We start from the raw sequence: 24,326 nt of genomic DNA, 5'->3' as shown, positions 1-24,326 counted from the left end.
GGCAGCCCCCTAAAGCGGGGTGCTTTCGGGACAAGAGATTGATGCCTGGGGCAGTGAGCGTGAATAACTGTCCTCCACGAGGTGTATTGGTGAACCGGTAGTCTATCCATGGCGAACGAAGCGCAGTCGATCCCTGCGGCAGAGATGCCCTCGGCGCAAACGCGAGAGCCGCGGAAGGGCAAATCCTCGACGTTCTCGGCAGCCGAGGGAATGCACCTGGTGCTGGCGTTCCTCAGCTTTGTCGCTGCTCTCGTCATTCTCTGGCGTGTTATTGAAGACGTAGTCCTCGGGCCTAGCTCCATTACGCTCTCACAGGGAATTCCGTGGGACGTTGTAGTCAAAATCGGTGTTGCTGCGATTGCCACAGCATTTCTAATCTGGGTCGGGCTGATCTTGCTCAAGCAAAGTCGTCTCCTGGCCATAGAACGAGCGGTGATTGAGGCAATTCAACAATTCGAGATGTCTCCCGCCGCAAAGACTGAGTTGCTCATTGGTATTGCGAGCCGATGGTGGGGGCTGAGCGGTAGCCCGTCGAACCTTGCCATGACAGATCCGGACTCGGCGAAGGCGGAGGCCGCGGGGAGATGGGTCCTGGACCGATTCCGCGAAGGTGCGGTCGTTGCCTCGATTCCGGCGAGCCTCGCCAATACGGATAAACTGCGAAGTTTGGCCGGAGTAAGCGAAGTACCTATTCAGGTCTTACAGCCAGGTTCCTCGGAAGCGCGCCATGACTGAGGTCGTAACCCGTGACCTGTCTACGCTGGTTCTGCAGTCGGGCAGTAACCTGCCTGCAATCCGGTCTCCTCACACAATCGATCTAGTAGCGCTGGATCGAAAGGTCACTTACTTCAAAATCAAAGAGCTTCTGAACGGATGGGTACGAGTTTACAAAGACTATATTCAAGACGCTATTTGGGACTCCGACAACGCAGCAAGGGCCGAAAAGGAGCTCGAGGAAGTAATCCGCTCGTTCGACAAGGCGATGACGGAATTGGGCTTGGTAATTTCCGAGCACCAGAGGGTCATCACGCGGTTGGAAGCGCTTCGGGCGGCAGTTCGCACTCAGCCGAGGCCCGGGCTTGAAGGCGATCGGCTTGACCGCTTTTTGGCGAAGAGGCGAGCCAAGGTGAGAAAAGAGGCGAAGAATGTCGTGCGCGGCATCAAAGGCATGCAGGACAAGGCGGCAACGCCGGCTTGGCTCAAGCGCACGTGGCAGAAGCTTTGGAATGACGTAGAATTTCCAGTCGATCCGGAAGACGAGGAACGTCTTAGGTTGATGGCGACCCACGCCGTAGATGGCTTCAGTCGCACGGCCGCCAGAAAACTAAATATCGATGAGGATGTTGTAGCCGCCTTTGGCACCTTGCAACTTCCGGTGTGGGCGACAGAAACCGAAATGAGAACACGGCACGCTTACATGATACAGATCTATCATCCCGATATGAAGACGGGAGACGAAAAAATGGCCGCCAAAATAAACGCGGCCCGAGATACGCTGTTGGGCTACTACGCTCCTTCAAAGAAGTCGCATGCTGACCAGGGTTGACGCGGCCACCCCGCCATGGGTCCGGTGCCCTCCTACGCGAATTCCAAGTAGCCATCACCGTTGCGGCGCTAACCGTCTTGTCCGCCCGATGATTTCAGAGTGCGTCGTTTTCTTGGCTTGTACAACTCATTCGACGGGCGAGGCAAAGGCAAATGGGGTGGCGGCAGTCTTTATCTTCGATGGATCGACGAAGGTGGGATGTCCGGTGCGTGTTGCAGTTACGACTAATTGATCTGATGTTGTGATTGGAGGAAGCGAAATGCTGATCGTCAATTTGCCCGGAGGTGGCGTGCAGGAGGTTGGTGAGACCGAACTGCTTTGGCTTAGGAAAGCATTTGATAGCGAGTGGAAAGGGGCGACCATGCTCCGCCTAGTAGGGGATCGTATCTACTCGGCTGAGAAGGTCAGTGACTTAGTCGACAAATTTCAAGCCGCGAAAGTGCGCTTGACCGAGTTCACAGCTCCAGACGTCAAGGTAAAAATTGTCGTCAGTTCCGAACGGATTCGGCAGGTCTCGGAAAGCAATCCGGAGATCTACCACGAGCAGGCCAAGTCGATCCTCGATTTCGGAGGCAGAGTATTTCTAGCAGTGCGGGAGGCACCCGACGAGGCGCGGCAAAAGCTGAGGGATGCCAAGGCGATTACATCTTAGCTAAAGGAGATCATCGCCGCCTTTGTTTTAAAGGGCGGTGAGCCATGCAGAGCTTTCGGCTTTCGCAGAAGTCGCGCTGCATACTTCAGCGATGGTCCGATCGATGTTCACTTGCACCCGGATTTGAGCCCTCACAAGGAGAGTACGATGGTGATCGAAGGCGCTACGGGGGTCGTCGGCGTCGGTTTGGCCGGGGGAATTTTGGCCGAGCTTCTTCATTGGTGGAATCTCAGAGAGGATAAGCAACTACCCGAATACGCAAAGGCCCCCGCTATTGGATCATCACTCTGGCGATGATCGGCGGATTCATTACCTGGATCTATTTCGGGCAGCGCGCGGAAGCGATCATCGCACTGCACGTTGGAATCTCGACGCCAATCATTCTGCAGAAGCTCGCTACGAGCCTTCCCCAAACCGATGGTTCAAAGAATATCATTGCAACGCCGCAGGCGACCGTTCACCGTTTCTTCACTTGGTGAGAACAATGCGCTCACTCGGCGCGGTCGTGTTGGGAATATCAACCTACCGTTACACCGCAGCCGTTGATACTGCGCCACCCCTTGAATACGCCGTCGATGATGCCGAGGCTTTCGTGCGGTACCTCCGCACTTGTTGGCCCAGCACGAACGATGCCGAAGTGTGTCTCATCGAAGAGGCGAAGTCCGACTTAGAAGCACTACGCAAGGCGTTCGCGGAGATCGCTGCAAACGGCCCTTACGAGCTCTTCCTAGTCTACCTATCGGGGCACGGAACGACATCAACGCTGAAGCCGGGGTTCATTCTCCAGCCGGGAACCGGATCTGAATTGTCGCTTGCGACGGCAAGCGAGCTCGATCGATTACTCTCGCAAGTAAACGCGAAACGAACTGCGCTCATTTTGGACTGCTGCTTCGCTGAGGCGGTCGTTACAGAGATGCGCTTCTTCAAGGGCCTTGAAGGCAGCGAATGCCGGATTTTCATCGGTTCATCCCGTGCGAACCAGCTTACGTGGGAAGACGACCAGGTAAAGCACGGCGTATTCACTGCCCATCTAATCGACATGCTGAACTCGGGTAACGCGTTACGTCCGACCATCGATCCTGACCGTGTCCAGGTCGACGCGGAGTTGTTTCCTTTCTTGTGCGACCAGGTGCCTCTCTATGTACTGGAGCACAAGGGTGCCGAACAGGAGCCGGTGAAAGGCGGCGTATCGAGTTCGGCGATGACACTGCCCACTACGCGGCTAGCACGCCGCATTCAACAGCGCACCGCGCTGGGAACAGCGCTTCGTCGCATTAGGCAGATTGCGACTGCTGCCGTCATTTCCGTGCTGGCTAGTCTCTCGCTGATCTATGTTCTCGTTTATTACGCGGAAATCGACCGAAACGGCGAGATAGTTCTACGCAACGGCACACGTTGGCTAGAGCCGGCGTTTCGCTATCTGCCCACGTTACGCACGCGGACCGGTCTCGACGCTTCCATGCTCGTGCCAGACACCCAGTCACGCTACGCGTCGTCCACTTGGACAGCGTTGGTGGTCGTATTCGCGAAGGCTAAAAGTTAAATTCTCTGATCAAATCCAGAGGTCTTGATACCTATGTCGACGTAAAATGCTTGTCTGCTTGCACTTTGGCTTTCGTTGCCGGTCGAGAGCGGGTCCTGAAGCAGGGGCGCGATTGGAATCCACCGAGGAGCGTTCGCTGGAGAAGATCAGGTTGATGGAAGTTTAGAGCGGTCAATCTACGCAACAGCCGGCATAAGCGTTGCATTTGTTGATCGAGCTTTAGCGACCAAGAATGCTGACATGTGGCGACCGTCAGATTCTGATTTGGTATCAGCAGGAGTCGTAACGAGGATCACAAATGGTGAGGAGTACGCCATAGCTGGCGGTGGAGGAACGCTGTCGCGCGGAGATTGGGATAGGGCACTTCAAAAGACTGCTCTGGTCTACAGAGTGATGAAGAATAAATATCCGAAGACGTATAGCGAGATACTCGACACGTTTACAGATGGGACGACCAAGGGGGCGCCGCAGGCCCAAGTGGTTGCGGAGGCACGAAGCAAGCTGAATAACCTCGTTAGGGCGCGGCTGCCATATGCTGATGATGCTGCTTTGGTTGAGTTCGGACGTCTTGTCGTTGACCAATATCGCGCGCTCCAGATTCAAGACAAAGCCGCTTGCTACCGATTCGCTTCAGGCGTTGGCGATCAGAACGTCATTCATCTTATTCCCAAGGAACTCACTGAGCGTGAGCTGGATTTGAACGCCCGGATTATTGCCCCAGATCGAGCCCAGTCCGGTTCACGAAATAACGAAGGCGCTTGGTCAAAAATTGGCGCGCGCCTCAACTCCAGGGGCTACTCAGCCAAAGACCTCCAGCTTTTGACGGGCAAAGTCAGCACTTCTGATCAAGCCCGTTACTGTGACTTGACCATCGTGCTCTATCAAGAAATCAGCAATCTGCCGCTCATTGAGGCTGCTGCGATTCTTCGGGAGTTCTTTCTGCCGTCGTAGTTTGGATCTTTTTTATGAAGTTGGTCAGCTTCGCGGCAGGTGCCTGGGCCGCATTCTGTGCGTTGGCATTCATTGCATCGCCGGCGTCTAGTCAATCCTTGGCCTTGTACCGCAGGAGATGGCAGCCGTTCGAGCGTCGTATTCAGATCGTAGGAAAAGAAACCGGCCACACCGCCTTGAAACGGTGGGAGGTCACGGCGATGAGATTGCCGGTAATTGGAAAGGAGCGCGCGGAGAGCGTCCCATGGATCGCCGTCGAGGGTCTCGCCGTCGCAGCTCGCTCGTCCGTCCGTGACTACGTAGGTGCAGAATGGATCGCAAGCGAGGTAGGAATAGCGCCCGAGCAGAGCGTCGTTTGCCGCGCTATCCAAAAACGTGAGGTATGGTCGATCCGCGAGACATCGCATCGCCGTGGTCGGCTCGATCCAGGACAGCTCTGTGACGTGCATCGGACTTACGAGGCGACATCAGCCAAACTATAGTCAGCCGCGAAGCGCAGTTCCCTTAGTGGTCGCACCCGCCTGATCGCTTCTTGGTACAGCTCGTGCGCTTTGTAAGCTGCGAGCCGAGCCTCATTGTCGAATTCACTATAAACCACGATGTCGATGTCGTTCCCGAGTTGGTCAGTTTTGCGGTTACGGGCGATCTCGAGCCGGCGCGCATGCGGGATTCTGGTGAGAACCGACAAGCCGTCGACGATCTCGTCGATATGGGCTTCGCTGTTTGCGGTGAAGAAGACGATGTGACGAATCATGGCGGCTCCGGCTGCCCGACGAATGTTGACCAGCGATCTATACGGGCTTCGAAATGGCTGTCTACTCTTAACCACGAGGCGGACGGCATGGATCTGACAAGATCTGGAGGCCTCGGTTGACCATGCGGGAAGCTTGATGCAGTCGAAACGTCGGTGCTCAGCTTGCGGCGACTCCGCCTTCCATGACGAGTGGGTAGGAAGTTCTTGCGCGATGATCGCTCGAACATTGGACGTTCTTGCGCGTCCGACCCCTGCGTTTTAGAGGGATTTTTCTTTTTCTCCCTCTTAGTTGACAGGTTTATCTCGTGCTCCATAGGAGGGCGTCGGCTTTTGTGATGCGAGCCAGGCTCAACGGACCCTTCAGATGAGAAAAGTGCTGGCCGCAAAGCTGCATGGTATCCACGTTACGGAGGCCAATCTTCACTATCAGGGCTCGATCACGCTCGATCCGGATCAGTGCCATGATGCAGGGATTCTGCCGATGGAATTCGTGGAGATCTGGAACAAGAACTCCGCAGCGAGAATTTCGACCTCTAATCTTCGGAGCGCCGGGCTCGCGTTCTTGTGTTCTCAACGGCGCTGCCGCGCGCACCTGCCAGGTAGGTCATCAAATCATCGTCTGAAGTTCGACCTACGTGGAGCAGAGGGAAATTGCTCGGCTAAAACCAAGAATCCTTACGTTCGATCGCGACATTCACATTTCCGATCGCATGACCTACTCAGTCACTGGCGATGGTGCCGGGCGTTACTGCTTCGAGATACTAGGTGAGGCGGGCGACGTGAAACCTATACCATTTCGATCCGCCGAATCGAACTAAAGCCGGCCGACGAGATAAGAGAATGAGCCACACCTCAGAAGCCGTGGGCGAGCGAGTCACCCTTCCTAGACTGCAACAGCGGAACGATGAGGAGCGGCGGCTCGTGATGACCACCGCCTATGATGCGATCACCGCACGCATTGCGGATCCGATCGTGGATATGATCCTTCGGCGACAGCGTTGGCAACGTCTGCCTCGGATTCGACAATACGCTGCCGGTCAGCATCGCGATGATGAATCACCATCTCGAGGCGGTTGCGCGTGTGAAACCACGAGCCTTGCTCGTGGCCGATATGCCATTTCTGAGCTTTCACCTCAGTCCAGAGGACACGATACGCAACGCCGGTGGCTTCTTGCAGCGTGGCGCTGACGCCGTAAAGCTCGAGGGCGGATCCAAACGCGTCGAAATGATACGTGCTCTGGTCGAGTGCGAGATTCCTGTCATGGGTCATCTGGGCCTGACCCCGCAGAGCGTCAATGTCATGGGTGGATTCAAAGTGCAGGGGCGCAAGGCCGATGACGCCCATCGCCTCCAGGAGGCCGGCTGCTTCGCCCTTGTCCTGGAAGGCATCCCGGCCGATCTCGCTGCGCGAGCGACGGAAACGCTGACCATACCTACCATCGGGATTGGCGCAGGTCCTGGTTGTTCGGGGCAGGTTTTGGTGTTCCACGACGTGCTTGGCTTGATTGAAGGCCACGTCCCAAAATTCGTTCGTACCTACGCCGACGGCTTTCGGGTGTTGCAGGAGGCGCTGTCGCGTTGGGTTGCCGATGTCCGCAACGGTACATTCCCAGCACCGCAAGAGTCCTATCGGCTTCCCGAAGGCATAGGTGAGACGATCGCAAACTGGACACCTTCCAACCAAACCCGATGTGAAGCGTAAAAATGCAAACAATCACGACACTCGCCGAGCTCCGCCGCGCTCTCGCGGAGGCCCGCAGAGCCAACAAACGTGTCGGATTTGTACCGACAATGGGCTATCTGCACGACGGCCGCCTGGCGCTGATCGAGGCCAGTCGGGCGCAATGCGACATCACCGTGGTCAGCATCTTCGTCAACCCAACTCAGTTCGGGCCAAACGAAGATCTCAGCACGTATCCACGCGACTTCCAGCGCGATGAAAAACTTTGTCGCGATGCCGGTGTTGCGGTCGTCTTCGCGCCCGCCGCGCAGGAGGTCTATCCGGCTCAATTCGAGACCTTCGTAGAACCGGGCGAGCTCGCGAAACCGCTCTGCGGAGCTCTCAGGCGCGGACATTTTCGCGGGGTCGCGACGGTCGTATGCAAGTTGTTCAACATGGTACAGCCCGACGTCGCGTTCTTTGGGCAGAAGGATTTTCAGCAATGCGCGGTCGTGCGTCGGATGGCCATCGATCTGGATCTCCCGATTGAAATCGTCACCGTGCCTACAGTTCGAGAACCGGATGGACTCGCGATGAGCAGTCGCAATCGGTATCTCAATGACGACGAACGTCGGTGGGCTCTAGCCATCAGTCGTGGTCTATTCGCCGCAGCGGATGCGTTTCGGTCAGGAGAGCGCAGCGCGAAAGAACTTGTGGCAATCGCCAAGTGGCATTTGGAAGCAGTGGTTGGGCTGCAATACCTTGAGCTTTTCGATTGCGACACGCTCAAGCCCGCCGAAAGTCCGCTGCACCGGCCCGCGGCGCTGTGCGTGGCGGCCTCCTGGGGCAAGCAGCAGCCTGTCGCCGGCACCGCCTCCGCGATCACGCAGAGCCTTCCCAAGAAGGCCTGGAACCGCTCGGCGTCCGGCGAAGGGACCAAAGGTCCGCGCTGGCCGATGGTCCGGCGATTCGCCGGTAGGGTCGGGTTGTTGACACCAACCTGATTCGAGGAACTACCGATGACCGACGAGATGATGAACCTCGGACGCTCGTGGAGAAGACCCCTGATGCGGATCTGCGGCGGGAGATGATCGGCTTGCCGCCCAGTTACTGATGGAGCTGCAAGTGCAAGGCCAGACCGGAGCGGCCTACGGCCAGAAGGATCCCGAGCGGCTGGCGCAGCGCAACCGCTACCGCTACCGCTAGGAGAGGTGGGCTTCGTTTTCCGTAATAACTAGCGCCGACATCGGAGTGGCTTCCGACGAACCACACCTGCTGCAGCCAATCCGCATGCTTGAAATTCGCGCAAGGGCTGCCGCATGCTCAGCGCGAGAGCAGGCCTTTGTCGGGCACTTGCTGGGCCGGTTGTCGACATTAAGACTCAATGCCAGAAACCTGACACTACGCGCCGCTACGAAGTGTCTGCTGAGCCTGCGAATTCACTTCGGCACGCGATTTGCTCTGTTCACGGCATCGTCGCCAATCGCACTGCGATGGTCTTCGGGGGCCGACCGCCGCGTTCGCGTCTGGTCCCCTCCGACGGTTTGCTGTGGCAGTGACTTGGCGCTCGGTTGCTGACTGAGAAAATGCAGGCAAGTGTTGGATGCGGTCTAGAATGCTTCTTTTGGGAGCCGCAACAATTGCGCCCGTCGCGAGCGGCGCAACCAAAACGGCGAACCTTGAGCCAGGAGTGAAACTGCCACCGGCGGTGCGGGATTGGTCCGGGGGGCTATATAGGCGGACAGGTTACGGTCGAACCTCCTTCACCAATCCCTGCGGTCAGTCGATTCATAGCGATGCCGACAAGTTCGATGTCACCCGGCACAACCCGCACCTGTCGATTGGCCACGGGCCGCGTTTCTGCTTGGGCGCTGCGCTGGCCCGCCTGCAATTGCGATGCGCCTTCCCCGCACTGTTCGTGCGACTGGAGGATCTAGCGCTGATCATCGCCGCGGAGGACGTCGTCTACATGCCGTTTTACGTCATTCGCTGCCCGCAGCGCCCGCCGGCCACCTTCCGCCCTTCCATCGCTCAGAGAGTGAAGTGCCACCATGTCCGAGCAACCCTTGCCGACGCTTCCGATGTGGCGCGTCGATCACATCGAGCCCTCGCCCGAGATGTTGGTGCTATGCGCTAAGGGTCCGATCCACCGCGTGCGCTTCCCGTCCGGACACGAAGGCTGGTGGGTGACAGGCTACGACGAGGCCAAGACGGTGCTGTGTGACGCGGCGTTCCGGCCCGCGGGAATGCCGCCGGCGGCATTCACCCCAGATTCGGTGATTCTCGGTTCGCCGGGCTGGCTGGTCTCGCACGAGGGGGGCGAACATGCCCGGTTACACACGATCGTGGCGCCGCCCTTCAGCAACCACAGGGTGAAGTTGCTCGCCCAGCAGGTCGAGGCGATCGCCGCGCGGTTGTTCGAGACGTTGGCGGCCCAGCCCCAGCCCGCCGACCTGCGGCGCCACCTCTCATTTCCCCTTCCGGCCATGGTCATCAGCGCGCTGATGGGCGTGCTCTACGAGGATCACGCCTTTTTCGCCGGGCTGTCCGACGAGGTGATGACGCACCAGCATGAAAGCGGCCCGCGCAGCGCGTCGCGCCTGGCTTGGGAAGAACTGCGCGCCTACATTCGCGGTAAGTTGCGGGACAAGCGCCAGGATCCGGGCGACAATCTGCTAACGGATCTGCTCGCGGCGGTTGACCAGGGCAAGGCGACCGAGGAAGAGGCGATCGGCCTGGCGGCGGGCATGCTGGTGGCGGGCCACGAGAGCACCGTCGCGCAGATCGAATTCGGCCTGCTGGCCATGTTCCGCCATCCGCTACAGCGCGAACGCCTGGTCCGCGATCCAGCCCTGGTCGACAAGGCGGTGGAGGAGATCCTGCGTATGTACCCGCCGGGCGCGGGCTGGGACGGCATCATGCGCTATCCGAGGACCGACGTGACCATCGCCGGCGTGCATATTCCCCCGGAAAGCAAGGTGCTGGTCGGCCTGCCGGCGACATCGTTCGATACGCGCCATTTCGTCGACCCGGAAATCTTCGACATCGGACGCGAGAGAGAGCCGCACCTGGCGTTCTCTTCCGGGTCGCACTCCTGCATCGGCGCGGCGCTGGCCAGGCTGGAACTCAAGGTGGTGTTCGGTTCGATCTTCCAGCGCTTTCCCAAGCTGCGCTTAGCCGTAGCGCCCGAAGAGCTGAAGTTGCGCAAGGAGATCATCACTGGTGGGTTCGAGGAGTTCCCGGTGCTCTGGTGATGCGCCGCGGATCTCGATCTTCTCCGCAACTGCCGGCGCGCCTGGCGCGCGCCGGTCAGATCAGCCAGCCAACAGGTAACCATCAACGTGCAAGAAACCACGGCGCCATGCCGGGACGCCTTCGCCGAACTGGCGTCGCCAACCTGCATCCACGACCCATATCCGTTCATGCGGTGGTTGCGCGAGCACGATCCGGTGCATCGCGCAGCGTCGGGCCTCTTTCTGTTGAGCCGCCACGCCGATATCTCCTGGGCGTTCAAGGCCACGGGCGATGCCTTTCGGGGGCCGGCGCCTGGCGAACTGGCGCGCTATTTCCCGCGTGCGGCGAGAAGCCTGTCGCTCAATCTGCTGGCGTCCACGCTTGCGATGAAGGACCCACCGACGCATACGCGTCTGCGCCGGCTGATCTCGCGCGATTTCACCATGCGCCAGATCGACAACCTGCGGCCGAGCATAGCGCGCATCGTCGCTGCGCGACTGGACGGCATGGCGCCCGCGCTGGAGCGCGGGGAGGCGGTGGACCTGCATCGGGAATTCGCGCTGACCTTGCCCATGTTGGTCTTCGCCGAACTGTTTGGCATGCCCCAGGACGACATTTTCGGGCTCGCCGCCGGCATCGGCGGCATTCTGGAAGGCCTGAGCCCGCACGCCAGCGATCCCCAACTCGCCGCGGCGGACGCGGCCAGTGCCAGAGTGCAGGCCTACTTCAGCTGCCTCATACAGCGCAAGCGCACCGATCCCCGCCACGACATCGTGTCGATGCTGGTCGGCGCACATGATGATGATGCCGACACGCTGTCGGATGCCGAGTTGATCAGCATGTTGTGGGGCATGCTGCTGGGCGGCTTCGCCACCACTGCTGCGACCATCGACCATGCGGTCCTGGCGATGCTGGCGTATTCCGAACAGCGGCACTGGCTGCAGGCAGACGCCGCGGGGGTGAAGGCATTCGTCGAAGAAGTCCTGCGATGCGACGCGCCCGCGATGTTCAGCTCCATTCCGCGTATCGCCCAGCGCGACATCGAACTGGGCGGCGTGGTGATCCCGAAGAGCGCGGACGTGCGCGTGCTGATCGCGTCCGGCAATCGCGACCCGGACGCCTTCGCCGATCCCGATCGCTTCGATCCCGCGCGGTTCTACGGCACCAGTCCAGGCATGTCGACCGACGGGAAGATCATGCTGAGCTTCGGCCACGGCATTCACTTCTGCCTCGGTGCGCAACTGGCCCGGGTGCAGCTGGCCGAGAGCCTGCCGCGGATCCAGGCCCGCTTCCCCACGCTGGCATTGGCCGAGCAGCCGACCCGTGAGCCCTCGGCGTTCCTTCGGACGTTCCGTGCGCTGCCGGTGCGGCTGCATGCGCAGGGAAGCTGAGATGCGCGTCACGGTCGACCAGGATCTGTGCGGAACCAGCGGGCAGTGCGTGCTGACGCTGCCGGGCACCTTTCGCCAGCGCGAACCGGACGGCGTGGCCGAAGTGTGCGTGGCGACCGTCCCGCAGGCGCTGCACGCCGCCGTGCGGCTCGCGGCCAGCCAGTGCCCGGTCGCCGCCATTCGGGTCATCGAAAGCCACGCTGGCCATGGCGAGCGCGCCAGCGCCGACCCTGCGCCTTCTCCAGCGGAGGCCGAGCGACATGCCGCGAAAGACCAGCACAATCTAGGATGACATGATGGGACGGTTTGAAGACAAAGTGGCCGTGGTGACCGGCGCCGGCGCCGGCATCGGCAAGGCATGCGCCCTCGCCATCGCGCGCGAGGGCGGCAAAGTGGTGGTGGCCGACATTGATGGCTCGGCGGCTATCGCCTGCACCGCGCAGATCGCGGCCGAAGCGGGCCACGCGCTCGCCCTGGCGATCGACATCGCCGATGCGCAGACGGTGACAGCGCTGTTCGGGACGGCGGAGCGGCACTTCGGTGGGGTCGACCTGCTGGTGAACAACGCGAGCGCGATGCATCTGACCCCGCGCGACCGCGCGATCCTCGAGCTGGATCTAGCGGTCTGGGATCAGACCATGGCGACCAATCTGCGTGGCACGCTGCTCTGCTGCCGGCAGGCCATCCCCCGGATGATCGCCCGCGGCGGTGGCGCGATCGTCAACATGTCGTCGTGCCAGGGGCTCAGCGGTGACACCGCGCTGACATCCTACGCCGCGTCGAAGGCGGCGATGAACATGCTGTCGGCCTCACTCGCCACCCAGTACGGTCATGCGCAGATCCGCTGCAATGCGGTTGCGCCGGGTCTCATCATGACCGAGCGACTCCTCGCCAAGCTGGACGCGTGCATGCAACGGCATCTGCGGCGCCACCAGCTCCTGCCGCGCGTCGGCCGCCCCGAGGACGTGGCCGCGCTGGTGGCGTTCCTGCTCTCCGACGATGCTGCGTTCATCACCGGCCAGGTCGTGTGCATCGATGGCGGCATGCTGGCGCATGTGCCGACATACGCCGACGGTGGCAACAGCCGCGCGGCGCGGCCTGCCGGCGAGACCGCCGAAGCAGACGCGGCGCCGCGCTGCTGATGGACATGCTGCTCAACCTGCTGAACCGTCGGCATCGGCTGCGGCACGACATCCCGGTCGTGCCCGGCGCTTTCCCGCTGGTCGGGCATCTTCCCGCCATCGCCAGAGACCTGCCGCGCCTGCTGCGGCGCGCGGAACGGACGCTGGGTAGCCAGTTCTGGCTGGATTTTGGCCCTGTCGGCCACCTGATGACCTGCATGGATCCGGATGCTCTCGCACTGCTCCGGCACAAGGACGTGTCCTCGGCGCTGATCGAAGACATCGCGCCCGAATTGTTTGGCGGAACGTTGGTCGCCCAGGACGGCATCGCGCACCGGCAGGCGCGCGATGCGATCCAGGCGGCGCTTCTGCCCAAGGGGCTGACACAGGCCGGCATCGGCGCGCTGTTCGCGCCTGTCATCCGGGCGCGCGTGCAGAGGTGGCGCGACCAGGGCGACGTCACCATCCTGCGCGAAAGCGGCGATCTGATGCTCAAGCTCATCTTCAGTCTCATGGGAATCCCCGCGCAGGACCTGCCGGCATGGCATTGCAAGTACCGGCAACTGCTGCAGTTGATCGTCGCGCCCCCGGTCGACCTGCCCGGACTGCCCTTGCGGCGCGGCCGTGCCTCCCGCAACTGGATCGATGCGCGGTTGCGCGAGTTCGTCCGCGCCGCGCGCGAACATGCCTCGCGCACCGGGTTGATCAACGACATGGTGAGCGCCTTCGATCGCAGCGACGATGCGCTTTCCGATGACGTTCTGGTCGCCAATATCCGCTTGCTGCTGCTTGGTGGTCACGACACTACCGCCTCGACGATGGCTTGGATGGTGATCGAGCTAGCGCGGCAGCCTGGGTTGTGGGACGCCCTGGTCGAGGAGGCGCAACGCGTAGGCGCGGTGCCGACCCGGCACGCGGACCTGGTGCAGTGTCCGGTCGCCGAGGCGCTGTTTCGCGAGACGCTGCGCGTGCATCCGCCGACGCCGCTCCTAGTCCGTCGCGCAGTGCGTGAATTGCAACTCGGCCAACGGCGCATTCCTGCGGGCACCGATCTGTGCATCCCGCTGCTACATTTCTCGACCTCGGCACTGCTGCACGAGGCGCCTGATCAGTTTCGGCTGACGCGGTGGCTGCAACGCACCGAGCCCATCCGGCCGGTGGACATGCTGCAGTTCGGTACTGGCCCACACGTCTGCATGGGCTACCACCTGGCATGGCTGGAACTGGTGCAGTTCTGTATTGCCTTGGCGCTGACCATGCACGAGGCCGGGGTGCGACCGCGGTTGCTGAGCGGCGTCGAAAAAGGCCGGCGCTATTACCCGACCGCACATCCGTCCATGACTATCCGCATCGGATTCTCATGAGCTGGCATCGCATGCCCCCTGTGGTGAGGCAGCGGTGCCGGCGACGCGCGGCATTGCTGCACTCGGCGCGCGCTCGGTGCGAGGCCCGCAACACCGCGGCGGCTCGCCGCTCGCCGTGGGCGTCTCCTGGCAGGTACAAGGACATGAACAACATGCAGACCGGTTACACGCCACACGACGACCGAGCTGGCGTTTCCGCCAACGGCGGATTGGGCGCGCAGGCGCGCGGCGCATCCGGCAGGCTGCTGCCCGAGATCTGGATGCAGGACGGCGCAAAGCGGGTCGAACAGGCGTTGGCGCGTCTTCTCTGCGCCGAAGACGACGGTGAGACCGAGCTGATGGCGGCGATGCGCTACGCCACCTTGCATGGCGGCAAGCGCACCCGCGCCTTGCTCTGTTTGGCTGCTGGCGCACTGGCCGACGCGCCGGCGCACATGCTCGACGACGTCGGTGCCGCCATCGAGATGATGCACGCCTGTACGTTGGTCCACGACGATCTGCCCGCGATGGACGACGACGTGCTTCGCCGCGGCCTTCCGACCGTGCACGTCAAGTTCGGCGAAGCCACCGCGATCCTGGTCGGCGATGCGCTGCAGGCGCACGCCTTCCTGACCCTGGCGAGCCTGGATGCACCGGGCGACAACCGCATCGCGCTCGTGCGCGAACTGGCGCAGGCGGTGTCCGCCGAGGGTGCCGCGGGCGGGCAGGCCATGGATCTGTCGCTGGGTGGAAAGCACGTCGAGCTGGACAGGATCTTGGTGATGCACCGGATGAAGTGTGGAGCGCTAGTGCGCGCATCCGTTCGCATGGGCGCGCTATGCGCCATCTCGGAGGATGCCGCGCACGCTGCGCTGTACTGTGCGCTCGATCGCTACAGCGCCTGTTTCGGCCTGGCGTTGCAGGTGATCGACGACATTCTCGACGCGACAGCGGATACCGCGACGCTGGGCAAGACCCCCGGCAAGGACGCGGCGGCGCGGAAGCCGACCTGCGCGTCGATCATGGGGCTGGAGGCAGCGCGCCAGTTCGTGCCGGATCTGTTGCGCGACGCCGGGGAGGCCGTCGCCCCGTTGGGGCCGCGTGCGGAACGGTTGGCGCAGATCCTGCAGCGAGCCAACGCGTATCTGTTCAAGCACGCGCCATGCGCATGAGCGCGCCCGTCCGCATGGAGTCGCCCCTGTGCCGCTGCGATCGGCCGGCGGCAGCGGTGCATGCTGCACTGTGTCCGAGTCCGCGGCGCCGATCGCAGCGGTGCCCAGCACTGCCGCGACGGGCCTGCGGCGACGTGCGCCGCGTCTGCCCGATCTGGTTCCCGTCAAACGTCTGCAGAAGGAACATCCCGCGTGAACGCGCTGGCTGAACAGATCCTTTCCGAATTGCGCCACCTGCTGAGCGAGATGCGCGATGGCGGCAGCGTCGGTCCATCCGTCTACGACACGGCGCGAGCTCTGCAGTTCCACGGCAACGTCACCGGTCGGCAGGACGCATACGCGTGGCTCATCGCGCAGCAACAGGCCGATGGCGGATGGGGAAGCGCGGACTTCCCGCTGTTCCGTCATGCGCCGACGTGGGCGGCGTTGCTGGCATTGCAGCGTGTCGACGCTCTTCCCGGCGCTGCCGACGCTGTCCAGGCTGCAACGCGGTTCCTCCAGCGCCAGCCCGATCCCTATGCGCATGCGGTGCCGGACGACGCGCCGATCGGCGCGGAGCTGATCCTGCCGCGGTTTTGCGACGAGGCCGCATCCCTGCCGGGCGGCGAGGCGTTTCCGCGCCACCCGGCGCTGTTGCCGTTGCGGCAAGCGCGGGTCAAGCTGGGAGCCGTGGCGACGTTGCCGAGCGGCCATCCGTTGCTGCACTCCTGGGAAGCCTGGGGGACGTCGCCCACCACCGCATGGCCTGATGATGACGGCAGCATCGGCATCAGTCCGGCAGCCACCGCCGCGTGGCGTGCGCACGCCGTGACACAGGGGAGCACGCAGCAGGTCGGGCGCGCCGACGCGTATCTGCAGGCAGCATCGCGAGCGACGCGCAGCGGCATCGAAGGTGTCGTTCCCAACGTCTGGCCGATCAATGTGTTCGAGCCATGCTGGTCGCTGTACACCTTGCATCTGGCCGGCCTGTTTGCGCATCCCGCGCTCGCCCGAGCGGTGCGCGTGATCGTCGCGCAGCTCGACGCCCGCCTTGGCGTGCGCGGTCTGGGTCCGGCCGTGCACTTCGCGGCAGATGCGGACGACACCGCCGTTGCGTTGTGCGTCCTGCGCCTTGCAGGCCGCGACCGGGCGGTCGATGCGTTGCGCCATTTCGAAATCGGCGAGCTGTTCGTCACCTTCCCCGGCGAGCGCAATGCCTCGGTGTCGACCAACATCCATGCCCTGCATGCGTTGCGACTGTTGGGAAAGCCCGCCGTCGGCACCAGCGCCTACGTCGAGGCCAATCGCAACCCGCACGGTCTGTGGGACAACGAAAAATGGCACGTTTCATGGCTGTATCCCACTGCGCATGCGGTCGCAGCGCTGGCGCAAGGCAAGCCCCGGTGGCGCGACGAGCGCGCGCTGGCGGCGCTGCTGCAGGCGCAGCGCGACGACGGCGGCTGGGGCGCCGGTCGCGCGTCCACATTCGAGGAAACTGCCTATGCGCTGTTCGCCTTGCACGTGATGGACGGGAGTGAAGAGCCGACAGGGCGGCAGTGCATTGCGCAGGCGGTGGCACGTGCGCTGGAGTGGATGCTCGCCCGCCATGCGGCGCACGCATTGCCGCAGACTCCGCTGTGGATCGGCAAGGAACTCTATTGCCCCACCCGGGTCGTGCGCGTGGCCGAACTCGCCGGGTTGTGGCTGGCGCTTGGTTGGGGGCGCCGCGTCCTGACCGAGGGAACAGGAGCGGCGCCATGATTCAGACCGAACGAGCGCTGCAGCAGGTGCTGGAGTGGGGGCGTTCCCTGACCGGGTTCGCCGATGAGCACGCCGTGGAAGCGGTCAGGGGCGGCCAGTACATCCTGCAGCGCATCCACCCGAGCCTGCACGACATCAGCGCCCGCACCGGACGCGATCCGCAGGACGAAACGCTGACCGTGGCGTTCTATCGCGAACTGGCGCTGCTGTTCTGGCTCGACGATTGCAACGACCTTGGCCTGATCGCGCCGGAGCAGCTCGCGGCGGTGGAGCAGGCACTGGGGCAGGGCGTGCCGTGCGCGCTCCCCGGATTCGAGGGCTGCGCTGTGCTGCGCGCTTCGCTGGCCGCGCTCGCCTACGATCGTCGCGACTATGCTCAGCTTCTCGACGATACCCGGCGCTACTGCGCGGCGCTGCGCGCCGGACACGCGCAGGCGGCAGGGGCGGGACGCTGGTCCTACGCCGAATACCTGCACAACGGCATCGATTCGATCGCCTACGCGAACGTGTTCTGTTGCCTGTCGTTGCTGTGGGGGCTGGACATGGCGACCTTGCGCGCGCGTCCGGCGTTTCGCCAGGTCCTGCGGCTCATCTCCGCGATAGGGCGCCTGCAGAACGATCTGCATGGACGCGACATGGACAGGTCGGCCGGCGGGGCCGACAACGCGGCGATCCTGCTGCTGCAGCGCTATCCGGCTATGCCTGTGGTGGAGTTCCTCAACGACGAGCTGGCCGGGCATACGCGCATGCTGGAGCGGGCGATAGCGAAAGAACGCTTTCCTGCGCCCTGGGCACCGTTGATCGAGGCCATGGCAGCCATCCGCGCGCAGTACTACCAGACCTCGACCAGCCGCTACCGCAGCGACGCTGCGGGAGGAGGCTAACGTGCGCTGGCCTGAACGCGCGGGAGGCGGCGGCGTGCGCGCGCTGCCGTCGGTCCGATCCGACGCAACACCGTCGCCGATGCGTTGTTGACCGTGTAAAACGCAGTGGTAGAGAGTCCTTGGGAAGCGGATAGTTGATCTATGGATTGCCGATGAAAGGGGCTGCCATCGCTCATCGCGAAATCCAGAGATGCCGCTTCAGCAGCAGAACTCCGCTTACGTTCTTGTGCGCGCTGTGGTTGGATACCCGCAATACGCGTTCACGATAGATCTTGCATATATTCGTCCGAAGTTGACGGCAGCAGCGTAACGCCTGCCGCATTCAGGCCCTGACTCAGCTTCCGGTGGTTCGAGCCAGGCTCAAGATTTTGGCGCTTGCTCAGAAAACCCGCGTCTGTGTGAGACAAGGGTCCCTGTACGCGCAATAAGAGGAACCGCGCTGTGACAGTCTCTCTTGACGGCAAAGCTCGAGACGGACGGCACGACATGCAGGTCCGTGTCTACTTTGAAGATACCGACCCTGGCCAGATTGTTTATCACGCAAATTTTTTGCGTTTCGTGGAACGTGACAGAACGAATTACTTGCGCCTGCTCGGCAACAATCAGAAGGCGCTGCTCAAGGCAACGCGGAACGATGCGCCAGGCTTCGCCTTCGTTGCCCGTTCCTCCGTCGTGCAGCAGCACCATATCCGGCAATCTCGAGCATGGTGATCAGCGAGCGGTTGGTGGGCCCTTTGAACTCCGCCAGATCGGCCTCCCAACCGCACATCGACTGACTATCCATTCTAGCCGATCACGTATGGAAGGCGCGACCGTCAGACTTTTATCTCACCGAGACCAGCACCATGATCATCTTTGGACCAATGCTTGTCCTCGTCGGCATCGGCTTTTGCTGCTGGTTGCTGTTCACGCACGCTGTTTTCGCACTGTCTTTCTTCGTTGGCCTGACGATCGGCACCTGGGCCTTCCATACGGGCGCCGGGGTGTTCGGCGGCATCGCAGCAGGGCTCGTGCCGGGCGGTGCAACCATTTGCATTGGCCAACTCACGCTCGCCTTCGTGCCATGGACTTGGCTTCGGCTCCTGATCATCCTCCTCTATGTTGCGCCCGCCACGGTCGCCGGTTACAGCGCCACGCACGGAATTACCCACATGGCGATGTCATCACCCGCGTGGCACACGGTTTTCGCGGTCGTCGGGGCTGTTGCCATTGGGATCACGACCTTAGTTCGCTTCACCGCATGGCCGCAGACAGACCAGCAAGACAGCGCTTGGCGCGGGGCTAACATCAGTGCCGGGGCTAGCCCGGCAGGATCTGACTAGCCCGGATATCACGACGGCTTCAAAGCTCTACGGCCATCGATGTGGACGGAGACACAATCAGCATCATGGGCCGCTCCAGTTCTTCGGCCAATTGCGGCATCTGCTGGATCTGCTCGCGTGTTGGGACAAACTCCTCGACCCGCCGATTTTGAAAGCCCGCGCCGATCAACGTGTTCAGGGTAGTGCCACGTGTCCTGTGGTATTCAGGACGTCCTTGGTGAACCAGTCCGTCCGACGTTCAGCTTCGACGGAATATCGATTGACAGGCCAGGTTTTGCGGCCCTTCTCATCGGAAATCCAGTACGGATGTGCCACTGCCACGAAGATCGGATGCTCAATCGTGAGGAAAAATGCCGTCAGGAACTAGTGCTTTGCAGTCTTGGCATTTAGCCGGGTCGCTTTTCATAGGTTACCAATCACCACGGCGAGAGCGAGACCAATCAAAAATGCTCGACCACAAACAATTCCTACCTCGGCGTAAGGTTTCTGGTGAAGGTGACGGCTCGGGATAGGGGACGCGGAAAAGGTTCGCGAGCTGATCGTGGACTGACAGAAGCCGTTGACAGCTTTGTGCCGGGCGATGATCGACGTCAAAGCCCATGTGCGCCCTCGCAGCGCCCGTACGAGCGGAGCTTGTCCGCGATCATCACATGCGGCGGCGCGCATGGCAGCCCCTCGACCAGCGGCCACTTCGGGCCTTTTCATATTAATTAGCTTCTCGAAGCTAATCCTCTTTGATGTCATCTTGCGCGTGCTGACCTGCCACTGAGACAACGGAGCTAGCTATTCTGGCTGTTTGCCAAGGAGGCGCCCTCGCCCTGCTTACGCATCTCCTGTGTGGTGATTGTTGATATGATCAACCCGTTGGGGCTCCTGTAACGATTGCTCAAACGTTGGAATAATTCTTTCGTCCAGGATTCTTCTGAAGGACCGGTAAATTCTCCATAATTAGGATCGAACAGCGTGATCTCCCCATTCGACGCCGAGGTTGCAATTGCGTGACGAGGCTGCACGTCGGCGAAACGTAGGCTCAGCAAATGCTTTGATCCGTCGGCCGTTATTTGCTGCCGCATGCGTAAGCGCTCCTCAGGCTTATCGAAACTATACACCGACTCTTCTCCGATTAGTTCCAAGCCTGTTGCCTCCCTCAAGACCGTGTTTTTTGCCCGCATGTTGGCCTCAGAGTGGTTTACTCCCTCGCGTCGCAATCGAGCCCTGATGTCCTGATACTTGTCTTGCATCTCAGCCGCTGCACGGTGCGCTTTCGATTCGGGTTCTAGCGCATTCATTCGGGATCTCGGGCTGTTGGGCAGATTGCGGAGCCACTCTCCAATCAGCCCAACGCAGATGCCGTCAACATTCGCCTCAGCCAACGTGGCCGTCCTGAGAGCGAATAGGGGGTCACGTGGCGTGCTGACGCAGCACCCCATTTGATCGGGTACTCCAGGCAACGGGCTCCTCCGCAGCGCGAGATCCGCGAGCGTTTCCGTAAAGCTGTCGCTGTTTCCTAACTGGCTCGGTGCGTCAGTGTGGATGGCGGGCGTGGATGAGTCACTAATTCGATTAACCATGGCGATTCATGTTTCCTTTCGGCCTGAGCCTCTTCGGAGTGAGTTTTTGGGCCGCTTAGGCGCTGCCGCAGTGATATTCACAAGAACCTGACGACGAACTGACGGCCAGATATTCCCCAACTTGAGGTCACGATGGTGCCCTGGCTGGTAGCCCTCGCCCGTGCAAAGCTCAGCGGGACATCGGCCGCCGCTGTTCGATTGTCCGGCAATGCCTCGGTGCGCGGCGCTAACTGACCACCGGGATGCCGATTATCGGTGATGATGGAGGCTTAAGACGCCGAGCGGCATCGGCAGCTCGATATTGAGCCGCATGGTCGCTCCTCCGATCCGCGCCCGAAAGGGTGAGCCCAGATCCGGGGTTTTTATAGGGATCGGCGCTTCCCGGAAAATACAGTATCGGTTTACAGTATCGCCTGGAGGCCGAAGGCGGGAAGCACCTTTCTTCTCAATGCCTTCGGCCAATTCATCCTTTTCCCACAAGGGGAGAAGGCCAGGGGCACCCCGCAACGAGGGGATTTACGTCACCGACACCAAAAATTCGGCGGAAAACCTGTCGGCGGGAACGTACGTAGCCCTCCCCCTGACTCAAACTCCCGACTGGTCAAATAGGCCGAGATGATTTCAGTGGGAGCAGATCGAAAGCTGACCACCGATTGGCCACCGAAACCCCGCGGACAAACGGCCATAAAGGTGGTCAATCGTGAGCGAACTTCATTGTTTTTATTGATCTTTTCGGCCGCTATTTACGTTCGGGACGCAGGGGTCGCAGGTTCGAATCCTGCCACTCCGACCAGAAATCATTAGGTTTTTCCTTCTGATCGCTGGTCTTTCCCGAGTCAACCACCGTTTCAGCCACCGAAACATACCGGCCCTTCTGACCAATGGCCGTGGCCGCCCCCTGCAGAAAGTCTGGGTGGTGGTGCCCATAGGTGTCCTGCAGGACTTCGGGTGACATGCCCAGGAACCCTGCCGCCTCCCAGATAGGCACGCCCCGCTGCATGAGCCATGTCGCAGCCGTATGGCGCAGGGTGTGGGGTGTTACCTTGCCCGGTAGGCCGGCAAGCCCTACGGCGGTCTTAAAGCCCTTTTTCACCGAAGCTACCGGCTTGCCGTTGAACTCAACAAAGCACTCTGCGATCAGCTTACGGTTCCACCAACGCCGGAGGTGGGTGAGCAGCCGAGGCGGGATGGGTGCTGGCGTCTGTCGCTTCTTTGTCGCGCGCTTGCCAATGGCCTTACGATAAAAAATGCCGCGCTCCAGATCCACGTACGAGCGCCCCGTTATCGCATATGGCGACGCCGATGCGATCGCGCCTGCCCGAGTGCCAGTATACAGGCCGATCAAGATAAACCGCGCGATATGACGTAGAGGCCTTCGATTCGTGGCGACCGGGCCGCCCTTAGACGTTCCCGAGTGGATCGTCTGCTTCTCACGATACCTCCAACAGTGCCAAAGCAGCGCGGCAGCCTCTTTGCGAGTTAGCCACCGGTCGCGGGCCTCACCTTTGGGAGGGAGCGAGACCCGCACCACGCCGCGGTGAAAGCCTTCCTTTGCGTGGTGGTTGATTGCAGCTCGTAGTGTCTCAAGGTCACGGCGAGCGCCACCCGGACGCGATGCTTGGTGTATCCCGCACAGGTCTGGGCATTGACCTGCGCCAGCATCATGCCGCCCCAATACTCGTTGAGACGTTCGATCCTCGGCTCAATCTCGTGTTGCTCGCCGGGCTCGCCAATGTCCGTCAGGTAGATTGAGAGTACATCGGCGCAGTCGATGTCTTCTATGTCTCGTCCTGCTTCGTTCGGGTTGGTACTTGCGCGCGATGTAGTCCGCGAGTGCCTGCTCCGCTTCTCGAGGCCGTTTTGTTCCAGACGCGCTCGCAATGCATCCCGTGGCGATATGGCGGTTACCGTCTTTGATAAGCCATACCGATTGAGCGACGAGCTTTCCGCCACGGTACCTAGGCTTCCGCTTGTACAGCCGTGCTCCCTTGCTTGGACGCGGCATAGCTCTCTCATCCTTTCGATGTGCCGAAGTGTTGTGAAATCCTTTCCCGCGATCCTCTCGATCACCAATCGCCCGCGAGCGCCTTCGCGACGCAATCCGGAAGCTGTCATCGATCCGTCGGGGAACGCTATTGTAGCAGCAGTGGACAGTCTGATCGGGGCATCTCGGTCGATATTGCCCCGATCAGGAAGAGTCCTCTCCGTCATTTGGCAACTAAGCCGAAGAAGTAGCCTTCAAGCCTCTGCCGGAAGTGAAAAAGTGTACGACCGCCTACGCTTGCCGTCCGACCACTCGAATTGATATTTCGGCTTGCCGGATGATGAGTCTGTTTCGATCAGCTTTAACTTGATGAGCCAGTTAAGGGCGTTATCCCGCGCGGCGTCTGTTTCGAACCGAGAATTGAAGTCTTTGACCTTCACCACAAATTTCTTCTGACCTAGCCTTGGCACACGACAACCTGGCTCGACGGCGTAGTCATCGATGTCACCTGTCCCTTTCGACCGCCGTTATGATAAAGTCTCTGCATTCTTGGCCTTGCGACGGAAGCACTGCTCCGATTTCCAGTAATTGCCTCTTCAGGGATTTGAACTCCGAGGTGCCTTCTCGCGGTACTTCGATAGTGTCTTTCGTTCCCTTAACCGTGCGGATCCGTAGTCTGACGTAAGAGGCGTTCTCCGCGTCGTCGTGAACGGTCGCGATATTCTTGATGAATGGTGTCGGCATTTGGTCTCTCCTGTGTGCAAAGCGTGCATCCTCGCGTGCACGGCATGCACACGTGTTTTTCGGCTCTGCGGCTATGTTGATCTAAAGAAATTGCAGTTCAGTCACTTTTCAGAGATCAAATCGTTTTCAGAGATCGAGTCAGTTTCGAGAGATCGAGGAAGAGCTCGACTTCACTCAGTTTTCAGAACAATGGAGAGATGCAGTCAGAGTTCGACTTCAAATCCCTGCCTGGTCCGGGCTACACCAAATAGGATTAGGCGGCCCTCCAATCCTAGAGAATGGAGGTATTCGTATAATTCCACGCGCTCTGCCGCTCTCAAGCGATCAGGCTGAGTGTTTTTGCAAGGACGAAGTTGGCCGCGAGCGAACCGTTCCGTTGTTGTAGAGATGCGGCGTACAAAGTCCGTCTTCAAAGCGTACCCGAGGGCTTTAATGTTACCGTCCCAGGGAGCTATCACGGACTGGTCGAGGCACGAGTGGCCGAGTTTGAAATGCTTTGCGAATGAGCCGTTCCCAGCGTGGTCGGTTTGCGTTGTGGATCAAAAGCCAGATTTGGGGCGTCCACCGGCTATAGCCTTCCGTGAGTGGAAACTCGTTAAAGCTGAAATCTATGGCGCCGATAGCCATCCCCGCATGGCCTTCGCGCAAGGCGGTACTGTCCAGAATCTTTCGCACTTTTGATCAGGCGACGGCTCCGGTTTCAGAGAGTTGTGG

Annotated in this window: 22 protein-coding genes and 4 pseudogenes; 20 read left to right on the top strand and 6 right to left on the bottom strand. The window is 60.9% G+C overall.

Annotated elements, in window-relative coordinates; all coding sequences use genetic code 11:
* Positions 1-108: 108 nt before the first annotated feature.
* The 6 genes from XI05_RS10655 to XI05_RS10630 all read left to right on the top strand — a co-directional run bounded on the left by XI05_RS10655 (position 109) and on the right by XI05_RS10630 (position 4,692).
* Positions 109-735, top strand: coding sequence for a hypothetical protein (locus tag XI05_RS10655; protein WP_271501213.1), 627 nt, complete (start codon positions 109-111; stop codon positions 733-735).
* A complete protein-coding gene (locus tag XI05_RS10650; RefSeq protein WP_271501212.1) occupies positions 728-1,546 on the top strand; it encodes a hypothetical protein in 819 nt (272 codons plus the stop codon). Before XI05_RS10655 ends, XI05_RS10650 begins: the two co-directional genes overlap by 8 nt.
* A 259-nt stretch (positions 1,547-1,805) precedes the next feature.
* Positions 1,806-2,198, top strand: coding sequence for a hypothetical protein (locus XI05_RS10645; RefSeq protein WP_271501209.1), 393 nt, complete (start codon positions 1,806-1,808; stop codon positions 2,196-2,198).
* Positions 2,199-2,491: 293 nt separating this feature from the next.
* Positions 2,492-2,677, top strand: a complete 186-nt coding sequence (locus XI05_RS10640; RefSeq protein WP_271501208.1) for a hypothetical protein — start codon at positions 2,492-2,494, stop codon at positions 2,675-2,677.
* Positions 2,678-2,682: 5 nt separating this feature from the next.
* Positions 2,683-3,741, top strand: a complete 1,059-nt coding sequence (locus XI05_RS10635) for a caspase family protein (protein ID WP_271501207.1) — start codon at positions 2,683-2,685, stop codon at positions 3,739-3,741.
* A 240-nt stretch (positions 3,742-3,981) separates the two neighbouring features.
* Positions 3,982-4,692: a hypothetical protein gene (locus tag XI05_RS10630; protein ID WP_271501206.1), complete on the top strand. Its 711-nt coding sequence runs from the start codon at positions 3,982-3,984 to the stop codon at positions 4,690-4,692.
* On the opposite strand, the gene XI05_RS10625 is transcribed toward XI05_RS10630, so the two are convergent.
* Together XI05_RS10625 and XI05_RS10620 are read right to left on the bottom strand one after the other, a co-directional pair.
* Entirely contained in the window at positions 4,623-5,141 is a 519-nt protein-coding gene (locus XI05_RS10625; protein ID WP_271501204.1) for a hypothetical protein, read from the bottom strand. The genes XI05_RS10630 and XI05_RS10625 overlap by 70 nt on opposite strands.
* 5 nt (positions 5,142-5,146) lie before the next feature.
* Positions 5,147-5,446 carry a Dabb family protein gene (locus XI05_RS10620; RefSeq protein ID WP_271501202.1) on the bottom strand — a complete coding sequence of 100 codons (300 nt, stop codon included), beginning with the start codon at positions 5,444-5,446 and terminating at the stop codon, positions 5,147-5,149.
* Positions 5,447-5,810: 364 nt separating this feature from the next.
* Between XI05_RS10620 and XI05_RS10615 the strand changes: the two are divergent.
* The 14 genes and pseudogenes from XI05_RS10615 to XI05_RS10550 all read left to right on the top strand — a co-directional run bounded on the left by XI05_RS10615 (position 5,811) and on the right by XI05_RS10550 (position 19,313).
* Positions 5,811-6,264: pseudogene (locus XI05_RS10615) on the top strand (aspartate 1-decarboxylase).
* Positions 6,265-6,286: 22 nt separating this feature from the next.
* A pseudogene (gene panB, locus XI05_RS10610) lies at positions 6,287-7,148 on the top strand (3-methyl-2-oxobutanoate hydroxymethyltransferase).
* Between the two features lie 2 nt (positions 7,149-7,150).
* On the top strand, positions 7,151-8,110 hold the full coding sequence (gene panC / locus XI05_RS10605; protein WP_271501200.1) for a pantoate--beta-alanine ligase: 960 nt from the start codon (positions 7,151-7,153) through the stop codon (positions 8,108-8,110).
* Positions 8,111-8,125: 15 nt separating this feature from the next.
* Positions 8,126-8,309 (top strand): annotated as a pseudogene (locus tag XI05_RS10600) (IS256 family transposase); the annotation flags it as partial.
* Between the two features lie 848 nt (positions 8,310-9,157).
* Complete coding sequence (locus tag XI05_RS10595) at positions 9,158-10,360, top strand: cytochrome P450 (RefSeq protein ID WP_271501199.1); 1,203 nt, start codon at positions 9,158-9,160, stop codon at positions 10,358-10,360.
* An 81-nt stretch (positions 10,361-10,441) separates the two neighbouring features.
* Entirely contained in the window at positions 10,442-11,731 is a 1,290-nt protein-coding gene (locus XI05_RS10590; RefSeq protein WP_271501228.1) for a cytochrome P450, read from the top strand.
* 1 nt (position 11,732) lies between these two features.
* Positions 11,733-12,023, top strand: coding sequence for a ferredoxin (locus tag XI05_RS10585; RefSeq protein ID WP_271501197.1), 291 nt, complete (start codon positions 11,733-11,735; stop codon positions 12,021-12,023).
* A gap of 4 nt (positions 12,024-12,027) precedes the next feature.
* Positions 12,028-12,873 (top strand): SDR family oxidoreductase, encoded by an 846-nt coding sequence (locus XI05_RS10580; protein ID WP_271501195.1) that lies wholly within the window; start codon positions 12,028-12,030, stop codon positions 12,871-12,873.
* The gene (locus tag XI05_RS10575) at positions 12,873-14,216 is read left to right on the top strand and encodes a cytochrome P450 (protein WP_271501191.1); all 1,344 of its coding nucleotides are present in this window, start codon (positions 12,873-12,875) and stop codon (positions 14,214-14,216) included. Before XI05_RS10580 ends, XI05_RS10575 begins: the two co-directional genes overlap by 1 nt.
* A 152-nt stretch (positions 14,217-14,368) precedes the next feature.
* Positions 14,369-15,367, top strand: coding sequence for a polyprenyl synthetase family protein (locus tag XI05_RS10570; protein WP_271501226.1), 999 nt, complete (start codon positions 14,369-14,371; stop codon positions 15,365-15,367).
* 192 nt (positions 15,368-15,559) lie between these two features.
* On the top strand, positions 15,560-17,107 hold the full coding sequence (locus XI05_RS10565; RefSeq protein WP_271501188.1) for a hypothetical protein: 1,548 nt from the start codon (positions 15,560-15,562) through the stop codon (positions 17,105-17,107).
* Entirely contained in the window at positions 17,104-17,991 is an 888-nt protein-coding gene (locus XI05_RS10560) for a terpene synthase family protein (protein ID WP_271501185.1), read from the top strand. The genes XI05_RS10565 and XI05_RS10560 overlap by 4 nt, the downstream gene beginning before the upstream one ends.
* Before the next feature lie 441 nt (positions 17,992-18,432).
* Positions 18,433-18,666, top strand: a pseudogene (locus XI05_RS10555) (4-hydroxybenzoyl-CoA thioesterase); the annotation flags it as partial.
* Positions 18,667-18,836: 170 nt separating this feature from the next.
* Positions 18,837-19,313, top strand: a complete 477-nt coding sequence (locus XI05_RS10550; RefSeq protein ID WP_333939842.1) for a hypothetical protein — start codon at positions 18,837-18,839, stop codon at positions 19,311-19,313.
* 779 nt (positions 19,314-20,092) lie between these two features.
* Here the strand turns inward: XI05_RS10550 and XI05_RS10545 are convergent.
* The 4 genes from XI05_RS10545 to XI05_RS10530 form a co-directional block, all read right to left on the bottom strand.
* Positions 20,093-20,743 carry a YopT-type cysteine protease domain-containing protein gene (locus XI05_RS10545; RefSeq protein ID WP_271501223.1) on the bottom strand — a complete coding sequence of 217 codons (651 nt, stop codon included), beginning with the start codon at positions 20,741-20,743 and terminating at the stop codon, positions 20,093-20,095.
* An 880-nt stretch (positions 20,744-21,623) separates the two neighbouring features.
* Positions 21,624-22,412: a site-specific integrase gene (locus tag XI05_RS39515; RefSeq protein WP_333939843.1), complete on the bottom strand. Its 789-nt coding sequence runs from the start codon at positions 22,410-22,412 to the stop codon at positions 21,624-21,626.
* A 710-nt stretch (positions 22,413-23,122) separates the two neighbouring features.
* Positions 23,123-23,308: a hypothetical protein gene (locus XI05_RS10535; protein ID WP_271501182.1), complete on the bottom strand. Its 186-nt coding sequence runs from the start codon at positions 23,306-23,308 to the stop codon at positions 23,123-23,125.
* A 64-nt stretch (positions 23,309-23,372) separates the two neighbouring features.
* Positions 23,373-23,612 carry a hypothetical protein gene (locus XI05_RS10530; protein ID WP_271501179.1) on the bottom strand — a complete coding sequence of 80 codons (240 nt, stop codon included), beginning with the start codon at positions 23,610-23,612 and terminating at the stop codon, positions 23,373-23,375.
* Between the last annotated feature and the right edge of the window lie 714 nt (positions 23,613-24,326).

It is taken from the genome of Bradyrhizobium sp. CCBAU 11357, assembly GCF_028128865.1.
Lineage (GTDB): Bacteria > Pseudomonadota > Alphaproteobacteria > Rhizobiales > Xanthobacteraceae > Bradyrhizobium.
The sequence above is the reverse complement of the archived record's forward strand: the minus strand, read 5'-3'. Positions and strand labels throughout refer to the sequence as shown.